General features: G+C 36.9%; 20 protein-coding genes. 9 read left to right on the top strand and 11 right to left on the bottom strand.

Features of this window, described 5'->3' with window-relative positions:
- Nucleotides 1–17: 17 nt before the first annotated feature.
- Complete coding sequence (gene yunB / locus KPL75_RS11580; protein ID WP_219920750.1) at nucleotides 18–737, top strand: sporulation protein YunB; 720 nt, start codon at nucleotides 18–20, stop codon at nucleotides 735–737.
- A 19-nt stretch (nucleotides 738–756) separates the two neighbouring features.
- Here the strand turns inward: yunB and KPL75_RS11575 are convergent, their stop codons facing one another.
- The gene (locus tag KPL75_RS11575; RefSeq protein ID WP_219920749.1) at nucleotides 757–1740 is read right to left on the bottom strand and encodes a M23 family metallopeptidase; all 984 of its coding nucleotides are present in this window, start codon (nucleotides 1738–1740) and stop codon (nucleotides 757–759) included.
- A gap of 189 nt (nucleotides 1741–1929) precedes the next feature.
- Between KPL75_RS11575 and lipA the strand changes: the two genes are divergently transcribed.
- Complete coding sequence (lipA, locus tag KPL75_RS11570) at nucleotides 1930–2826, top strand: lipoyl synthase (RefSeq protein WP_000166376.1); 897 nt, start codon at nucleotides 1930–1932, stop codon at nucleotides 2824–2826.
- Between the two features lie 20 nt (nucleotides 2827–2846).
- Here the strand turns inward: lipA and KPL75_RS11565 are convergent, their stop codons facing one another.
- Nucleotides 2847–3326, bottom strand: coding sequence for a YbaK/EbsC family protein (locus KPL75_RS11565; protein WP_002145059.1), 480 nt, complete (start codon nucleotides 3324–3326; stop codon nucleotides 2847–2849).
- An 83-nt stretch (nucleotides 3327–3409) separates the two neighbouring features.
- Complete coding sequence (locus KPL75_RS11560) at nucleotides 3410–3964, bottom strand: histidine phosphatase family protein (protein WP_219920748.1); 555 nt, start codon at nucleotides 3962–3964, stop codon at nucleotides 3410–3412.
- A gap of 134 nt (nucleotides 3965–4098) precedes the next feature.
- Here KPL75_RS11560 and KPL75_RS11555 point away from each other — a divergent pair, with 134 nt between their 5' ends.
- Nucleotides 4099–4542 (top strand): hypothetical protein, encoded by a 444-nt coding sequence (locus KPL75_RS11555; RefSeq protein WP_219920747.1) that lies wholly within the window; start codon nucleotides 4099–4101, stop codon nucleotides 4540–4542.
- A 24-nt stretch (nucleotides 4543–4566) separates the two neighbouring features.
- Here KPL75_RS11555 and KPL75_RS11550 read toward each other — a convergent pair whose 3' ends face one another.
- Nucleotides 4567–5382: a YhfC family intramembrane metalloprotease gene (locus KPL75_RS11550; protein ID WP_219920746.1), complete on the bottom strand. Its 816-nt coding sequence runs from the start codon at nucleotides 5380–5382 to the stop codon at nucleotides 4567–4569.
- Between the two features lie 108 nt (nucleotides 5383–5490).
- Between KPL75_RS11550 and KPL75_RS11545 the strand changes: the two genes are divergently transcribed.
- The gene (locus KPL75_RS11545) at nucleotides 5491–6222 is read left to right on the top strand and encodes a MerR family transcriptional regulator (RefSeq protein ID WP_219920745.1); all 732 of its coding nucleotides are present in this window, start codon (nucleotides 5491–5493) and stop codon (nucleotides 6220–6222) included.
- Between the two features lie 28 nt (nucleotides 6223–6250).
- Here the strand turns inward: KPL75_RS11545 and KPL75_RS11540 are convergent, their stop codons facing one another.
- Nucleotides 6251–6829 (bottom strand): YhcN/YlaJ family sporulation lipoprotein, encoded by a 579-nt coding sequence (locus tag KPL75_RS11540; protein WP_002015915.1) that lies wholly within the window; start codon nucleotides 6827–6829, stop codon nucleotides 6251–6253.
- Nucleotides 6830–6947: 118 nt separating this feature from the next.
- On the opposite strand from KPL75_RS11540, the gene KPL75_RS11535 reads away from it, so the two are divergent.
- Entirely contained in the window at nucleotides 6948–7250 is a 303-nt protein-coding gene (locus tag KPL75_RS11535) for a YutD family protein (RefSeq protein ID WP_000435944.1), read from the top strand.
- A gap of 10 nt (nucleotides 7251–7260) precedes the next feature.
- On the opposite strand, the gene KPL75_RS11530 is transcribed toward KPL75_RS11535, so the two are convergent.
- The 4 genes from KPL75_RS11530 to glpX form a co-directional block, all read right to left on the bottom strand.
- Nucleotides 7261–7782 carry a GNAT family N-acetyltransferase gene (locus tag KPL75_RS11530; RefSeq protein ID WP_219920744.1) on the bottom strand — a complete coding sequence of 174 codons (522 nt, stop codon included), beginning with the start codon at nucleotides 7780–7782 and terminating at the stop codon, nucleotides 7261–7263.
- A gap of 11 nt (nucleotides 7783–7793) precedes the next feature.
- A complete protein-coding gene (locus KPL75_RS11525) occupies nucleotides 7794–8291 on the bottom strand; it encodes a cytoplasmic protein (protein WP_219920743.1) in 498 nt (165 codons plus the stop codon).
- Between the two features lie 372 nt (nucleotides 8292–8663).
- Complete coding sequence (locus tag KPL75_RS11520) at nucleotides 8664–8930, bottom strand: DUF3055 domain-containing protein (RefSeq protein ID WP_002124268.1); 267 nt, start codon at nucleotides 8928–8930, stop codon at nucleotides 8664–8666.
- Between the two features lie 16 nt (nucleotides 8931–8946).
- The gene (gene glpX, locus KPL75_RS11515) at nucleotides 8947–9918 is read right to left on the bottom strand and encodes a class II fructose-bisphosphatase (protein WP_098268377.1); all 972 of its coding nucleotides are present in this window, start codon (nucleotides 9916–9918) and stop codon (nucleotides 8947–8949) included.
- A gap of 147 nt (nucleotides 9919–10065) precedes the next feature.
- Here glpX and KPL75_RS11510 point away from each other — a divergent pair, with 147 nt between their 5' ends.
- From KPL75_RS11510 to KPL75_RS11495, 4 genes are all read left to right on the top strand, one after another.
- Nucleotides 10066–10506, top strand: coding sequence for a DUF86 domain-containing protein (locus KPL75_RS11510; protein WP_002145069.1), 441 nt, complete (start codon nucleotides 10066–10068; stop codon nucleotides 10504–10506).
- 78 nt (nucleotides 10507–10584) lie between these two features.
- Nucleotides 10585–11217: a helix-turn-helix transcriptional regulator gene (locus KPL75_RS11505; protein ID WP_219920742.1), complete on the top strand. Its 633-nt coding sequence runs from the start codon at nucleotides 10585–10587 to the stop codon at nucleotides 11215–11217.
- A 107-nt stretch (nucleotides 11218–11324) separates the two neighbouring features.
- A complete protein-coding gene (locus tag KPL75_RS11500; protein WP_002139297.1) occupies nucleotides 11325–12089 on the top strand; it encodes a TIGR01457 family HAD-type hydrolase in 765 nt (254 codons plus the stop codon).
- A 116-nt stretch (nucleotides 12090–12205) separates the two neighbouring features.
- Nucleotides 12206–12736, top strand: a complete 531-nt coding sequence (locus KPL75_RS11495) for an iron ABC transporter substrate-binding protein (RefSeq protein WP_219920741.1) — start codon at nucleotides 12206–12208, stop codon at nucleotides 12734–12736.
- Between the two features lie 662 nt (nucleotides 12737–13398).
- On the opposite strand, the gene KPL75_RS11490 is transcribed toward KPL75_RS11495, so the two are convergent.
- Both KPL75_RS11490 and KPL75_RS11485 read right to left on the bottom strand, forming a co-directional pair.
- Nucleotides 13399–14214 (bottom strand): HAD family hydrolase, encoded by an 816-nt coding sequence (locus KPL75_RS11490; protein WP_002145073.1) that lies wholly within the window; start codon nucleotides 14212–14214, stop codon nucleotides 13399–13401.
- Nucleotides 14211–15329, bottom strand: a complete 1119-nt coding sequence (locus tag KPL75_RS11485) for a cysteine protease StiP family protein (protein WP_219920740.1) — start codon at nucleotides 15327–15329, stop codon at nucleotides 14211–14213. Before KPL75_RS11485 ends, KPL75_RS11490 begins: the two co-directional genes overlap by 4 nt.
- Nucleotide 15330 lies beyond the last annotated feature (1 nt).

The following is a 15330-nucleotide window of genomic DNA, read 5'->3' as shown; positions in this document are numbered from 1 at the left end:
AGAAGGAGGGTTTTCTTATGAGCATATTTCGTTCGAAAAATTCGCGGTTTCGAAGGGGACCGATTTCTTTTCGGTATATACTGCTTATTTCGTTTATCATTTTTATCGTAATGGTAGTTCAAGGATTATGGATTGTAAATAAAAGTATTCAGCCAACGTTAATTAAGTATGGGGAAACAGAGACGCATAAAATGGCAACAGCAGTTATGACGAAAGCGGTAAAAGACCGAATTAATGAAGGGTTTGATGTAGATTCATTAATGAAAGTACAAACGGATAGGAACGGGAAGGTATCCACAATTGATTTAAATACAAAACAAGTAAATGAAATATTAACATCGACTACTGCATACATAGAGAAATATTTACAACAAGTAGAAAAAGGGGATACGAAAGCACTTGGTATTTTTGAAGAGAATGGGGTATCTATGTCAGTTCCTTTTGGGCGCATAACCGATAATGCGCTTCTTGGTAATATAGGACCGGATATTCCGATTAATTTTACGCCAATTGGTCATGTGAATACGGATATTAAACAGTTAGTTGAGCCACAAGGAATTAATAATACAGCGATCAAAATTATTATGGAAGTGGAAGTGACGTTACAAGTTATGATTCCGTTACGCACGAAAGAAATTAAGGTGAGGCAAAACATTCCGATTGCGACGCGCATCGTTCAAGGTGAAGTACCTACTTATTACGGAAGTGGCGGAGTTGTTGTACCAGATAAAAAATAACCGTAGCAATTTGCTACGGTTATCGTTTTGTATTTGCTCGTTCTTTTCGTTCCCAAAGGCTTAAATGCATGTATGGATCGAAAGCCCATTCCGTATAGCCATTGTCTTTATACATGCCGAAATGTAAGTGGGGCGGGAATTTTCCAGCTGTACCAGGAGGACCGTAGCCGGTACTACCGACAAATCCGATTACTTTTCCCGGCTCGACAATTTGGCCGAGCTGTATTTCTTTAGAGAACCCGCCTAAATGAGCGTAATAGTGGTAATTATTATGAAGATCACGAATACCAATGCGCCATCCACCAAGACGATTCCATCCTTTTGTTTCAATAACGCCATAGCAAGTTGATCGTACTGGTACGCCATATCCAGCAAAAATATCGGTTCCTTCATGAACCCTCCTGCCGCCAAAACTTCTACCAGCACCAAAAGTACTACGATAGCTATTGTCACTGCGAATCGGGAGAGGGAAAGCATTTCCTTCTAAATTAATGCGGCCATAATGTTTATAAATTTGGGCGTATTCTGTAATTAATTCAACTGTTTTTGCACGTCTATAATATTCCCAAAGCATAATGTTAATACGCTCTTCTGACGTTCCTTGTTTCTTTAAAATAGTTGCTGCTGTATGCAGAAGATCACGATCGGTATTTGCATTTGCAAATCCATCTTTGTCACCATCTAAACCCATTCCGCCAAATAGAGAAATCGTATGGGGGAGAGTATCATTACTATTAACAGGTCCAGCCCATATTTCAGGTTTGAAATAAAGGGAAATGATGGCATCTGGTTTTTTCGGAATATCCTTTCTTACGCTCCGTATGTTTCTTTCGTATTGATCCATTGCAGCTAAGTAATACCACGGAATACTTGAAGATTGCTCAGTTTCTTTATATAGTGCCATACGCTTTTCATATATGCTTTGCTGATTATCTTCACCGTAAGCGATGTTTTGGTGGAGAAGAAAGCAAATCGAAAGCAAAAGAGAAATTTTTCGAAGCATGAAATAGACTCCTTTCACAACATCACTCTTTTTAGTGTGGGATATACGGAGTATTTCATTATAGGGAACGATTGGAAAAAATCTTAGAATCTTCATTTGAGCAAATCGCTTTCATACGTTAGAATAGATATGTTACATTGAAAGAAGCGAACACGGTAACCTATTTCATATTGTGCGGAGTTGATAACCATGACAAAACAAACAGAATATAAGCGCAAGCCCGAATGGTTGAAAATTAAGTTAAACACGAATGAAAACTATACAGGCTTAAAGAAAATGATGCGTTCTAAGAATCTTCATACGGTTTGTGAAGAAGCGAAATGTCCGAATATTCATGAATGCTGGGCTGTAAGGAAAACAGCAACATTTATGATCTTAGGTGCGGTTTGTACACGTGCTTGTCGTTTTTGTGCGGTTAAAACAGGCTTGCCAACTGAGCTTGATTTACAAGAACCAGAACGCGTAGCAGATTCTGTAGTACAAATGGGCTTAAAACACGTTGTTATAACAGCGGTTGCACGTGATGATTTAAAGGACGGCGGAGCAGCTGTTTTCGCTGAAACAGTACGCGCTGTACGTCGTAAAAATCCATTCACGTCTATCGAAGTATTACCATCTGATATGGGTGGGGTAGAAGAAAACTTAAAAATGTTAATGGATGCAAAACCAGATATTTTGAACCATAACATTGAAACAGTACGTCGATTATCTAACCGAGTTCGCGCTAGAGCAAAATATGACCGTTCATTAGAGTTTTTACGCCGAGCAAAAGAAATGCAGCCTGATATTCCAACTAAATCGAGCATTATGGTGGGCTTAGGTGAAACGAGAGAAGATTTAATTGAAGCAATGGATGACTTACGTGCAAACAATGTGGATATTTTAACTCTTGGACAATACCTACAACCATCTAAGAAGCATTTACCAGTTCTTAAATATTACCCACCAGCAGAATTTGCAGAGCTTAAAGAAATTGCACTTAGCAAAGGATTTAGCCACTGTGAAGCTGGTCCACTTGTACGTTCTTCTTATCATGCGGACGAGCAAGTTCGTTCTGCGAAAGAAAAAGTAGCAGAAGCGAAATAATGAAAAAAGAGAGCTAATGATTAGCTCTCCTTTTTTTTATACTCTAAAACTGTATTTTGACACGTTGATAAAATTCTTTTTAATTCTTCTGTGGATAATTCAATTGTAAATTCGGGTACACCAGGTGTGATTAAAACTTTCTTGTAAGTATAAATCGAACTGTCCACAATAATCGTTACATCTTGTGAATAACCGAAAGGAGCTACACATCCTGGCATGCAACCAGTCTCTTCTCTTAGCTCGTCAGGAGAACAGAGAGATAAGCTTTCTCCTGTTATTTCTTTCATCTCTCCTCGGTTGAGGCGAGTTCCCTCTAACGTAAAGAATACGTAATACGCCCCGGCTTTTGATTTTAAAAATAGGCTTTTACTTGGAGTGCCTTGTAAGCCGAGCCTTTCACGAACGATGCGATCAGTCTCATAGTCAAGTACTGGTTCGTGTTCAAACTTTTCATAAGAAGCATTTGTTTTATGTAGTAAAGAAAGTACGTCTTCGTACATATTGAATGATACCCCTCTCTATGCTTTACTGCAGCCCTACCATACCTTCTCGCAGTGTCAACTGAATGTATTGGAAAGGGATATTACTTGGATGGCGCTTCCCATAATCGTTTTATGATAGATTGTTCATCAAGTGTAATTTCATAAATATCAGGATTCGTTAAAGTTTTCCATTCGTCAAAGCCAATAGTATGATCAAAGTGCTTTAAAATTAATGTGAGTAAGTTACCGTGTGTAACGAGTAATGTTGTGTCATGCTCTAGTTTTAAAACTTCCTGAATAAGTGAGATGGCACGGTCTGTTGCTTGTTTTGTTGACTCTCCGCCCAAAAAGGCAATATCTATATTGGTAAAAGTGTATTCTAGTTTTTGAAGCCAATCATCCATTGAAACAGTGCTTAATATGCGTTCTGCTAACCGTTCATCTTCTTGAATAGATAAATTAGCTTTGAGGGCATATGGCCGAATAGAATCGATAGCTCGGACAAATGGGCTTGAAATAATATGATCTATTTGTAGATGATTTTCCATGAGGAATGTAGCAACGGTGTTTGATTGGTCTCTTCCCATGTTTGTTAATTCCGCATTACGTTCTTGTCCAGTTGCTGAACAATGCCTGATTACAATAATTTTCTTCATATTTCATCCCCATCTTTCAAGTTGACGATATATACTTCGACAAATGTGGAAAAAATTCCTTTTTCTTGGAAAGAGCATAGTGATCTAAGGATGTGGAAAAGTAATGTAGATAAATGAAAATTTGAGGTGCAATTATGAAAAAAATGATATGCATTGTATTCAGTATTTGTTTTCTCATACAATTGTCCACAGCATATGCACAATCAAATCAAAACTTAGAATACCCGAGCAATCAAAATAAGTCGTTTGTGAATGAAGATCTATTTTATGAACAGTTAGATAAGAAGGTCTATAAGGAATACAAAAATGCGGCGTATAGTGTTCGTAAAAAAATCTTATTTAAAGAAGTACAAGATGCAGAATTTGTCTTCCGAAAAAAAACAGCTGTCGGCTGTCGAAGTAGAGTGGTGCTTCAAGATTCGTTTATTCATCCTGATCGCCAAGTATACTTTTTCGCTTCCTTTTCTCAAAATGAAGTAGAGGAGTTGCATAAATATATCGTTATAGATGCAGAAACAAAGAGGGAGCTGCGAGGAGGGAAAAGTTATCATCATTGCGATAATCCACATAAAAAATAAACCACCAAAATTGGTGGTTTATTTTTACTCTGAAGCACTCATTAATTTCTCTTTCATTTTACGAATAAGAATGAAACCACCAATCGCGAAGAGAAGAGTAATTCCTTCTGCTACAAAGATGTTAATCATTTTTGTTTGGTAAAGTGCTGCGAAAAAGTCTACAAGTGCGTGGAATAGTATAGCGTATACGAGGAAAATGTATTTCTTTTGTTTTACCGCGTATACGACAAGCATTGTGAAGGCAATTTGCAGCACTAATGCCATAATTCTTTCTAGGCTACCAAGTAAGTATAAATAGGCAGGTTGCTCTATTAACAAGTCCTTGATATGGCTCAACTGTGGGTATTGTTCAACCATTTGAGCGAAGCTACCATTGTTAATAGATGTTGCAAAGGTAAGAGTTTGAAGCCCAGCGAATCCGCCGACTAAAATCGATTCAATACCGCCGTGTCCAATTCCGTACGCAAGGCCGTCTTTATAATCTCGATATTTTTTCAGTAAGTAGTAAAAGGCAACGAAACGACCTAGTTCTTCAAAAATGCCAGCAGTTAGTCCGCCGAAAATCGAAAAGATAAATGGGTTCTTTAAAAACTCAGCTGTTGTGGGATTACCACGTATGAATAATTGGAATGGTGTTTCGAGGATTTGGGTAAACCCGATAAAGATAAGGACACCAACGCCAACTATTTTCAAATTAATATTATATTTCTTACGGAAATAAACGAGTACAATAATTGGGACCAGAATCGAAACAACAAGTTGAATGATGATGCTGGCAATTACAGTATTTGAAACCATACTTTCACCGCTTTCTAATGTATGTACATATATATTATGCATGAAATGTAGGAGAATGTGGAGAGATGAATCTTTCAAAAATAAAATGGGATTTTTATTGACTCTAACGTTGCGTCATACTTTATCGTATGTATTAAGGGGGAGATACGCATGACAATGAGGGTAAAAGAAGTAGCTAATTTAGTTGGAATTAGTGTGCGCACACTGCATCATTACGATGAAATTGGGTTGTTAACCCCAGATGAGACGACAGAGTCTGGATATCGTCTGTATTCCAATGAAAATTTAGAAACATTGCAGCAAATTTTATTTTTTAAAGAGCTTGGCTTCCCTTTAAAGAAAATTAAGGAAATTATCATGAGTCCTTCATTCGACCGTGAAGAGGCATTACAGCTTCATAAGAAAATGCTTCTTGAAAAGCGAGCTAGGTTGGATAAAGTGATAGCGACGATTGATAAAACCATTCAGCATACAAAAGGAGAGATTGAAATGACGAACAAAGAGAAATTTGAAGGGTTTGATTTTAGCCATAACCCGTACGAAGAAGAAGCGCGTGAAAGATGGGGAGACGCAGCTGTAGATAAAGCGAATAAAACAGCGAAGGGTATGTCTACAGAGAAACAGGAGGAGTTTAATACTATTTACAGAAATCTAGCGACACTTCGAAATGGAGCGCCTGATTCTAAAGAGGCACAAGAAGCAATCGGGGTATGGTACGATTACTTGCAAAACTTCGGTAAATATTCATTAGAGGCATTTAAGGGACTCGGCCAAATGTACGTTGCTGATGAACGCTTTAAGAAAAATATTGATAAGTTTGGTGAAGGTCTAGCGCAGTTTATGTGTGATGCGATGGAGGTTTATGCAAATCGTAAGAAATAGTAAAAAGGTGGAGGTTTTCTCCACCTTTTTATTTTTTTATCATATCATTTAAAGTTTGATCCCCCGTATTGTTCAAATGAGGATTATCGCTCATTTCACGTTTTAACATATCAAGACTTTGTTCATATTCTTTATCGTTTAAGCTACCAGATTGAAGACCTTGAATTTGAGAAATCAACTTTTGGTTTGTTGATACATATGCTTTATAATAGCGAGGAACGATGGACAAAGCTGTTTTATATACTTGATCTGTTACGAGTTTCGGATCTGTTGTGTTTGCACGGTATACAACGAACACTTCATCGTCGGTAACGAGTGTAGCGGCATTGGTGACATCAGGAAGTTTGACTGTCATGCTCGTAATCATTTCGGCGACTTTCTCACGGTTAATAGCGCCTACTTGTTTGTTAGATACTTCATGCTTCTGTTTAGAAGAATAACCGACTCTAGTTAACCTTGTATTTGTGTTTTCCGTATGATACATGTCGTTTTTGTTGGAAACAAGAACACGACTTCCTTCTTCACGCTCCATCTCGGCTTTATTAGTTGATTGGCAGCCTGCAAATAAGGAAAGAGTGAGAAGAGAGAGGATAATTTGCTTTTTCACGATGTATCACCTCCTTCTCCATAGCATGCACTAATTTTCAATTTTTTGTATTTGAAATTGTTGGTTGTTATGCTTTGTGATACGATAAAAAGAAGAATGCTTAGAGAGGAAGTTAATAATGGAACAAAAGCAAGAGATTCATACTACGGTGAGCGTTAATAATGTTCAGTACGAAGTAATTAAAAACTTTCGTGATGGTTTTAGTGAAGAAGCATTTAAAGAGCGCTATGCAGAAATTTTAAATAAATATGATTATATCGTTGGAGATTGGGGTTATGAGCAACTTAGATTGCGTGGATTCTTTGATGATAGTAATCAACGTTCGACATATGATACGAAAATTAGTACTTTATCAGAGTATTTATACGAGTACTGTAACTTCGGTTGTGCACACTTCGTATTACGAAAAGTGAAGAAATAAAAAAATCCTCTTACGATTGTAAGAGGATTTTTTCATAGCAGTTATACCAATTATGAGGAGGCTGTTTACTTTTGAAATAAATAGCACCTCGGCAAATATAATTGTTTTTTTCATATAGGCCTAATGAAACAGGATTACCTGTAAAGCAATCTAGGCGTATTCCTTTGTAACCTTCCCGTCTTGCTTCGCTTTCCCAAAAGGATAATAGTACTTTGCTATAGCCTTTTCCTTGTACGAGCGGATGGATGACAAAAGAGTGGACGATAAGAAAGCGTCCGTCTGTTTCTGACCAGTCAATTAGTTTGTACTCTGGAGACTGTGTTTCGTTTAAGACGACGGCGCCGACAAGTACTTGGTCTTGGAATAGACAATACAATTCGGCTTGCTCTAGATGATAAGAAATGTGTTCTCGCGTCGGATAAGAATCATCCCATTGGTAAATTTGATTCTGTAAGAGTGCTTCTTTGCATTCTGCATACATCACATCTAATTCGTCCAATAAATCAATTGTGCCTTTTCTTATTTTTAGCATAATCGTCTCCTTTATAAACAAATTGAGATGAAATCACCTTCAGTGAGTGTTGTGTTTGGTTTCAGGTGTCGTCCGTTTAACTGAATACGACCGTTTTTAATTTTATCCACAATGGCAGCGCGGCTCCAATCTGAAATATATGTGGATAATGCTTTATCAATTCGGTGAGATCCGAGAACAATTTCTAATGTTATTGTTATTTCTTCTATACCACTTTCTTTATACTCTGTAATAGAAATAATCGTGTTTGTTTCAGCTTGTTCTTTCTGAGCCATATCGACAGTTTCGACATGGTCAGTAAAGGATTTATAAATATGAAGTTTTTGATTCCACGTATGATCTTTCGGACATTTATAAATTGCAAATCGGTATATGTTCTTTCCGTTTGCGTTATGCCTGCGAATGTTCGTGTCGGTAAAAAGGGTAGTACGCCTGCAATTTTTACAATATTTTTCGATTGTTGCTAGTTCGTTTTCATATAAACTCCAAGAAAGTTGTACTTTCTGCATTTTCCTTCACCTCTTATATATTGGTAAAGGAACGTAATACAGCTATTTGGATGTCTTGTAGTATGAAGACATAAGAAGTAGACAAAAATAAAAAGAGGTTCCCCCAAGAGGAACCTCCGTAAACATCATACTACAGATGCAATACGTTCCTTTGTAATGGGAATGGGCAAACTACTCCCTTGAAAAAGCACGGTGCTTTTTTGAGAGTAATGCTATCCAATTGCTGGTCCATTACAAAGTAATTGTTGGCATACGCAGATAACGTCCTTTCTATCCAAATAGATTTGTTCATAAGTATAACATATAAGATTGAAAATTCGAAATATAAATTGTGAAAAAAAACCAGCTAAAATAGCTGGTGTTTGAGATAAATTATATAAGTTCAAATAAAAATGAGCGTAATTCTTCTGCATTTTCTTCAGACATAGAAAAAGCGTGCTCTAAGTAGCCTGGTTCGTTTAAATCGTCAGGACCGATGATAGCAAATTTATTGCTCTGCATATCAAGGACAATCGTTTTGCCGTAATGACGATCGGAGTATAAAAGCGCTAAATCATGACGCTCATTTTCCCCCATAAAGCTAACGAAACGAGTTTTTGTAGCGACTGTATCGTCGTACAGAAAGAAACGTTCTTCCATACACATGGCTCCTTTATTAAATATCTAAGTTTAAATGTGGTTTATGATCTAAATGGTGATGTGTTTTAATAAATCGTACCGTTCTTGTTTTGTAACGCATAACGATAGAATATGTTTCAGCTAAATCTCCGCCAAGGAATTTCACGCCGTCTAATAATTCACCAGCAGATACACCTGTTGCTGAGAAGATTGCGTCATCACCAGCTACTAAGTCATCTAACATAAGAAGTTGACGAGGATCTTCTAATCCCATTTCACGACAACGAGCTTCTTCTTCTTCGTTCATTGGAACTAAGCGAGCTTGCATTTCACCTTCAAGGCATTTTAATGCTGCTGCAGAAATAACGCCTTCTGGAGCTCCGCCTACACCTACGAATAAGTCGATACCTGTTCCAGGTAAAGCTGTAGCGATTGATGCACCAACATCGCCATCACCAAATAGTTTTACGCGTGCACCTTTTGCACGAACACGGTCAATAATATCTTGATGACGTTCACGTTCTTGCACGATAACCGTTAGGTCACGAATTTTTTTATTGTTTGCTTCTGCTACAATTTCAATTGTTTTTTCAATTGGATCATCTAAGCTAATTTTACCAGCTGCTTTTGGACCAACCGCGATCTTTTCCATGTACATATCCGGAGCATGAAGAAGGTTTCCTTTATCTGCGATTGCGATAACTGCCATTGCATTTGCAAGGCCTTTCGCAACGATGTTTGTACCTTCTAATGGATCAACGGCGATATCTACTTCTGGACCGTTACCTGTTCCTAGTTCTTCACCAATATACAACATCGGTGCTTCATCAAGTTCTCCTTCACCAATTACAACTGTACCTGCCATGTTTACTGAATCGAACATATCACGCATAGCTGTAGTTGCTGCATCATCTGCTTCGTTTTTCTTTCCGCGGCCCATCCACTGTGCGGATGCTAAGGCTGCTGCTTCTGTTACACGGACAATTTCTAGTGCGAGTTCACGTTCCAAGGTTGCATTCCTCCAATTTCAAAAATCATACAAATATAACTATAACAAATAACGAGGAAAAGGTGAATTCGAAAAATTGTCGATTTTTTCAGAAGAAAGCGTTACAATTAAAATGTAAATGCTTTAATTTCCAGGTAGGTGACATTCATGTACTTCGTAGACAGAAAGAAAATAGAACAAATGCTAGTATGTTTAGAACGAGCAACAAATACATTTCAAGAGAAAAAGACATATGAAACAGAGTTTGAATTTTATGCATTAGAGCGCATAGCCCATCTTATTATCGATTGTATATTAGATGTAGGGAATGCGATGATTGATGGATTTATTATGCGCGATCCAGGAAGTTACGAAGATATTATTGATATTTTAATGGACGAGAGAGTTATAAGTGGAGAAGAGGGAGCGCATATTAAAGAAATTATTCTTCTTCGAAAAATGCTTACGCAAGATTATATTCAAATGAATCATGATGAATTATATAAGACGATTCAAAAAAATATCGCAGTGGTAGAGAAATACCCAGCGAATATTCGTAGTTATTTAGAAAAGGAATTAGGACCTGTATCTGCATTTGTACCAGAATAATTATGCTTATAAGATCCCCGGAGATTCCTTTGGGGATCTTATATTGTATATGAGAGAGAAAAGGGAGAAGGGTGAAATATGGGGGAAGCACGTACTACGAAAGAAGAGATTGTACAATTACTGAAGGTAAAGGGTGAGCATACTGTAGCAGATTTAGCTGAAGCTTTAGAGATTACTGAGATGGCGATTCGAAGGCATTTAAGTAAACTGGAGAAAGATGAGCTAATCTATTCAAAGATGGTAAGACAGCATGTCGGACGACCAACATATTTGTATGGATTAAGTCAAAAGGGAGAAGATACATTCCCGAAAGAATATAAGCAATTTGCTATTGATATGCTAGAAGATTTAGCTCGAATGGGCGATGAAAAAATGCTGCGTCACGTCTTGCAAGCGAGAACGAAACGAATGGAAGAACAGTTGCAAAAGAGGATAAGTAATCAAAGCAATTTAGCGTATAAAGTTCAAGAAGTAGCTGCTATGCAAGAGAGAAACGGTTATATGGTTCAAATAAAGCGAGATGGGGAGCATTCTTTCATATTTGAAAAGCAAAACTGTCCGTTAAAGGAAATTGCAGAGAGATTCCCGCAAGTGTGTGAAGATGAAAAAGATATGTATAAGCGGTTATTTGCAGATGCAAATGTGAAGACGTTAGCAAACATGTGTGCGGGAGATTGTAATTGTTCGTACCAAATAAAAGAGAAAAAATGAACGTTATGGGACGCTTTAAGGTAAAGCGTTTTTTTCTTTTGAAAAAGGGGTTAATATAAGAGTGGTATGATAGGTGAGAACGTTAGCATAGAAGGAGAGAAAAATAGATGTATAAAGGTTATTTAATTGACTTAGACGGTACGATGTATCGCGGTGAAGAACAAATTGAAGAAGCAAGCGACTTCGTAAAAGCATTAGGAGAACGCGGCATTCCATATTTATTCGTTACAAATAACTCAACTCGTAAACCAGAACAAGTTGCAGAAAAACTTGTTCGTTTCGATATTCCAGCGAAAGCGGAGCAAGTATTCACAACGAGTATGGCTACAGCGAACTTTATTTATGAGCGCAAACAAGATGCAACTGTATATATGATTGGTGAAGAGGGCTTACATGCTGCTCTTGTGGAAAAAGGATTTGAAATTGTGGATGAAAATCCTGATTTCGTCGTTGTTGGATTAGATCGCGACATCACATATGAAAAATTAGCGAAAGCGTGCCTTGCTGTGCGTAACGGTGCAACGTTTATTTCAACAAATGGGGATATCGCAATTCCGACCGAGCGCGGATTATTACCGGGTAACGGTTCATTAACATCAGTTGTAGCAGTATCAACAGGTGTGGATCCAATCTTTATTGGAAAACCAGAATCAATCATTATGGAACAAGCGTTAAAAGTGCTTGGCATAGAAAAAGAAGAAGCATTAATGGTTGGGGATAACTACGATACAGATATTTTAGCGGGGATAAATGCTGGTATGCATACCCTTATTGTCCACACTGGAGTAACAACTGTGGAGAAGTTAATAGAATATGAAGTACAACCGACGCAAGTTGTGCATAACTTGACGGAGTGGATTGAGAAGATGTAATGAAAGGCAGGTAACCGGAAGAGGTTGCCTGTTTTTTTATGCATAATTGCATATGTACTATAGGTATATAAAAATGTAAAATTTACATGTAATGATATAAAAGGGAGGGAATAAGAGTGTACTGGATGTCATGTATTATGTTTGTTTTTACATTATGTGTTTTGTTCTTTGTTCTATGGAAGATATATAAAATAAATGAAATGAAAAAAAGCGCGGGAAAACTTATTGCAACATATCCTCGGGTGAAACGACGTTGGATTGCATTACTTGGACCGGCGTATTTCATCGGGCAATGTATGTATATATATGCTCAGTACGTAAGTGGCGATATTGATACAGTTGAACAGTTTCTCGTTCAGTCAGGTAGTTATGCTGTAGCAAGTTGTTTTATGACTTTAATAGCTATCCATCTTATTAAAAGTGTACAAATATATGAAAAAGGTGTAATAGACGGATTGAACTTTTATTCATACGAAGAATTAAAAGGCTATAAAACATCAACATGGGAAAATCCAAAAGAAAATATATTTTTATATCGCGGGCGAGAAAAAATGAATGACAATGTAAATTTACTTATTAGACAGGAAGATATGAATGAATTAGAAAGCATTCTTCAAAGATATATTCCGAAATTGATGATGAAATAAAAAACGCGATTCACAACTTCTTTTACTTCTTCAAGATAGTGTTTACGTACATCGTTGTCCACAGAAGGAAGGCTTGTATAGAATGTACGCTCAAGTATTTCGTTTTTCTTCCTCCTATTTGTGGATATGTTAGTAGTTATTCGTATACCTGTAACTGTTATGGTTACTTTTGGGGCGACGGTCAAATAATACATATGTATAAAAAGACGTCTCAAACCGTCTTTCTATATCCCACTCATACAAAGTACAAAGAAGACGAATAAAATGATGACAATACCAATTCCAAAGTTAAATACAAGAGTACTATCCATATATGTAACCTCCTTGTTTGAAAGTAAAAAGCACTCTGGCTGGAGTGCTTTTTATTATCCGAATCTGTCGCAACGAACGCCGCAACATATAGAAAGGGAATAATGTGTTTAAAGAGTTATATTAATTTATGCATTTATTTTGTAAATGAGCAGGTCCTGCTCAGGTATAGAAAAAAAGACACTCTTTCGAGTGTCTTTCATGATGACAAAATGTGTCAATTGCTTGAGTCTGAAAAGACGTTAATTTCCGTTTTAACGTCTTTTCTTTAATCAAGAAGTGTAGCAACAGCGATTCGAATAAATTGTAGCATTTTTTAAATGGGTGTGCGCATGCAATTATGCATATTTGTATTATAAAGTAGGTAATGAACGATGGATAATTTGAAGGGCTTTACTTACAATTTCTTCTGCTGCGTATATACCAATTTCATTTGTTTTTAAAATATGAGGTTGTAAGTTATCATGTGTTGCTCCCAGTTCACCGTGAAGTGGTGCGAAAGCATAGTTAGCTTTTTCAAGCATACATAAATCGAGTAAAGAATCCCCGGCTGTAATAACGGTATCTATTTGTAGTATTTCTTTTATATATTGGACAGCATCCCATTTGTTAACTGGTTTCGGTACAAAGTATAATTTTCTACCTTGAAGTGAGTGAGTCCAACCTTGTTCATCCAACCAAGCAGTGAAGGCCTTTAATTCATCATAGGGAATGTTTTCGCGCTTTACGATGCAGTAATGAAATAATCGATCGGCAGTTTTTTTTGATGTGACCCAATCTTTATGGGCAAGTTGTTCAAATTCTTTTAGTATATCATTACTTTCTAGGCATTCTGTTGAGATTCTCTTTTGTATTTTTTCTTTCCAAATAGTATCTTGCTTGCCGTTATGAAGAATATTGCCACCGTTACTTGTAACAACATACTCAGGAACAATTTCATTTTTGAACAATAAAAGGCGCTGAAACTGTTCAATAGTTCTTGTGGTGACTGGGATGAAATGTGAGTGCAATTGCAGTTTTTTTAATAGCGAAATGGTTTTATACGATATGAAAGAAATCTCTTTCCCATCCAAAGTTTCAATGAGTTGAATAGATGCATCTTCTATATGAGCGCGAAATGATTTGCGAGAATAAATAAGGGTTTGGTCAAGATCGCTGGCAAAAATCATGTTGTTTTCCTCATAAGGGGTTTAATTAGACCGCAACATGAATAGGTCATATTTTCGTATATTTCCACAGGGACATTCTTTTCTTTTGCAAGAAGTAAAATATGTTCTAACTCAGGATTATTTTCTGTTCGTATTAAAATTTTCCAAGGCATTCTCCGTAGTAACACGCGAGTTGTTTCACCAACTCCTGGTTTGATTAAGTTAATATCCTCTATTCTAAAATGTGTTTGAATAGATTGGATGTCTTTTAGCCCCTGCCAAGATGGCTTTGTGTATGTTGAAGCAATATGATGTAATTGTTCGTTTATATGAAAATGAGCAGAAGGGAATGATGTTGCTACTTCGTCGATAAAAAAGTTGGATAAGTCTTCTTGTTCTAGTTCTTTATAATATTTAACACCATGAAAATCATTTGAACCAATAAAGGCATCATTTAATACAGTACGACTAATTAATCCTGATACGGTTGCATTTAAGCAAGCGCTTGGAATGAGAAAATCTTCTCGGGTGCCATAAATTGAAGTGCAGTAACCAGGATCAGCAAGTACCGCCATGCAATGAGAAATCTGTGTATTGTTTTTCTCGTTAAAATCAAGTATTGCATGTTTTAGTTCTTTTTTTATTGCTCCCTTTCCTGTCCAACCGTCAATAAATTGCATCGTCTCATTTGGATGGTGCTTTAAAATATAGCGAAGAGCATTTTCATCAATACCTCTTCCACGAATAATCGAAATACAATAATGTGGTACATCAAGATTATAACGATAACGTATATAGCGCTTTATGAGAACACCGATAGGCGTACCTGCACGTGCTAATGAAACGAGGACAAGATTTGTTCCTTTATTCTGTATGATTTGCTCTGCAACGACGCCAACAGCAACTGCTATTTTGTGTTTGTATTTTTGCATTGAAGAGAAGAATAAATCCATATAGGGTTTAGACGGCTTATATTCGATTGGCAACATTTCAGAATAATGTGTGCCAGATTGAATCGCTCGTTCTCTCGCTTCTGTTGAACTTTCTTCCAGCATGTCACTAATATCTTTTAATAGAAAAATAGCATCTTCACGGCTATAACTACCAATATTTGAATCTACTTTTACTCTTTCCATA

Origin of the sequence: Bacillus sp. NP247 (genome assembly GCF_018966865.1) — a bacterium.
In the GTDB taxonomy this organism is placed as follows: Bacteria; Bacillota; Bacilli; order Bacillales; family Bacillaceae_G; genus Bacillus_A.
This window is presented reverse-complemented; position numbering and strand designations above follow the sequence as displayed.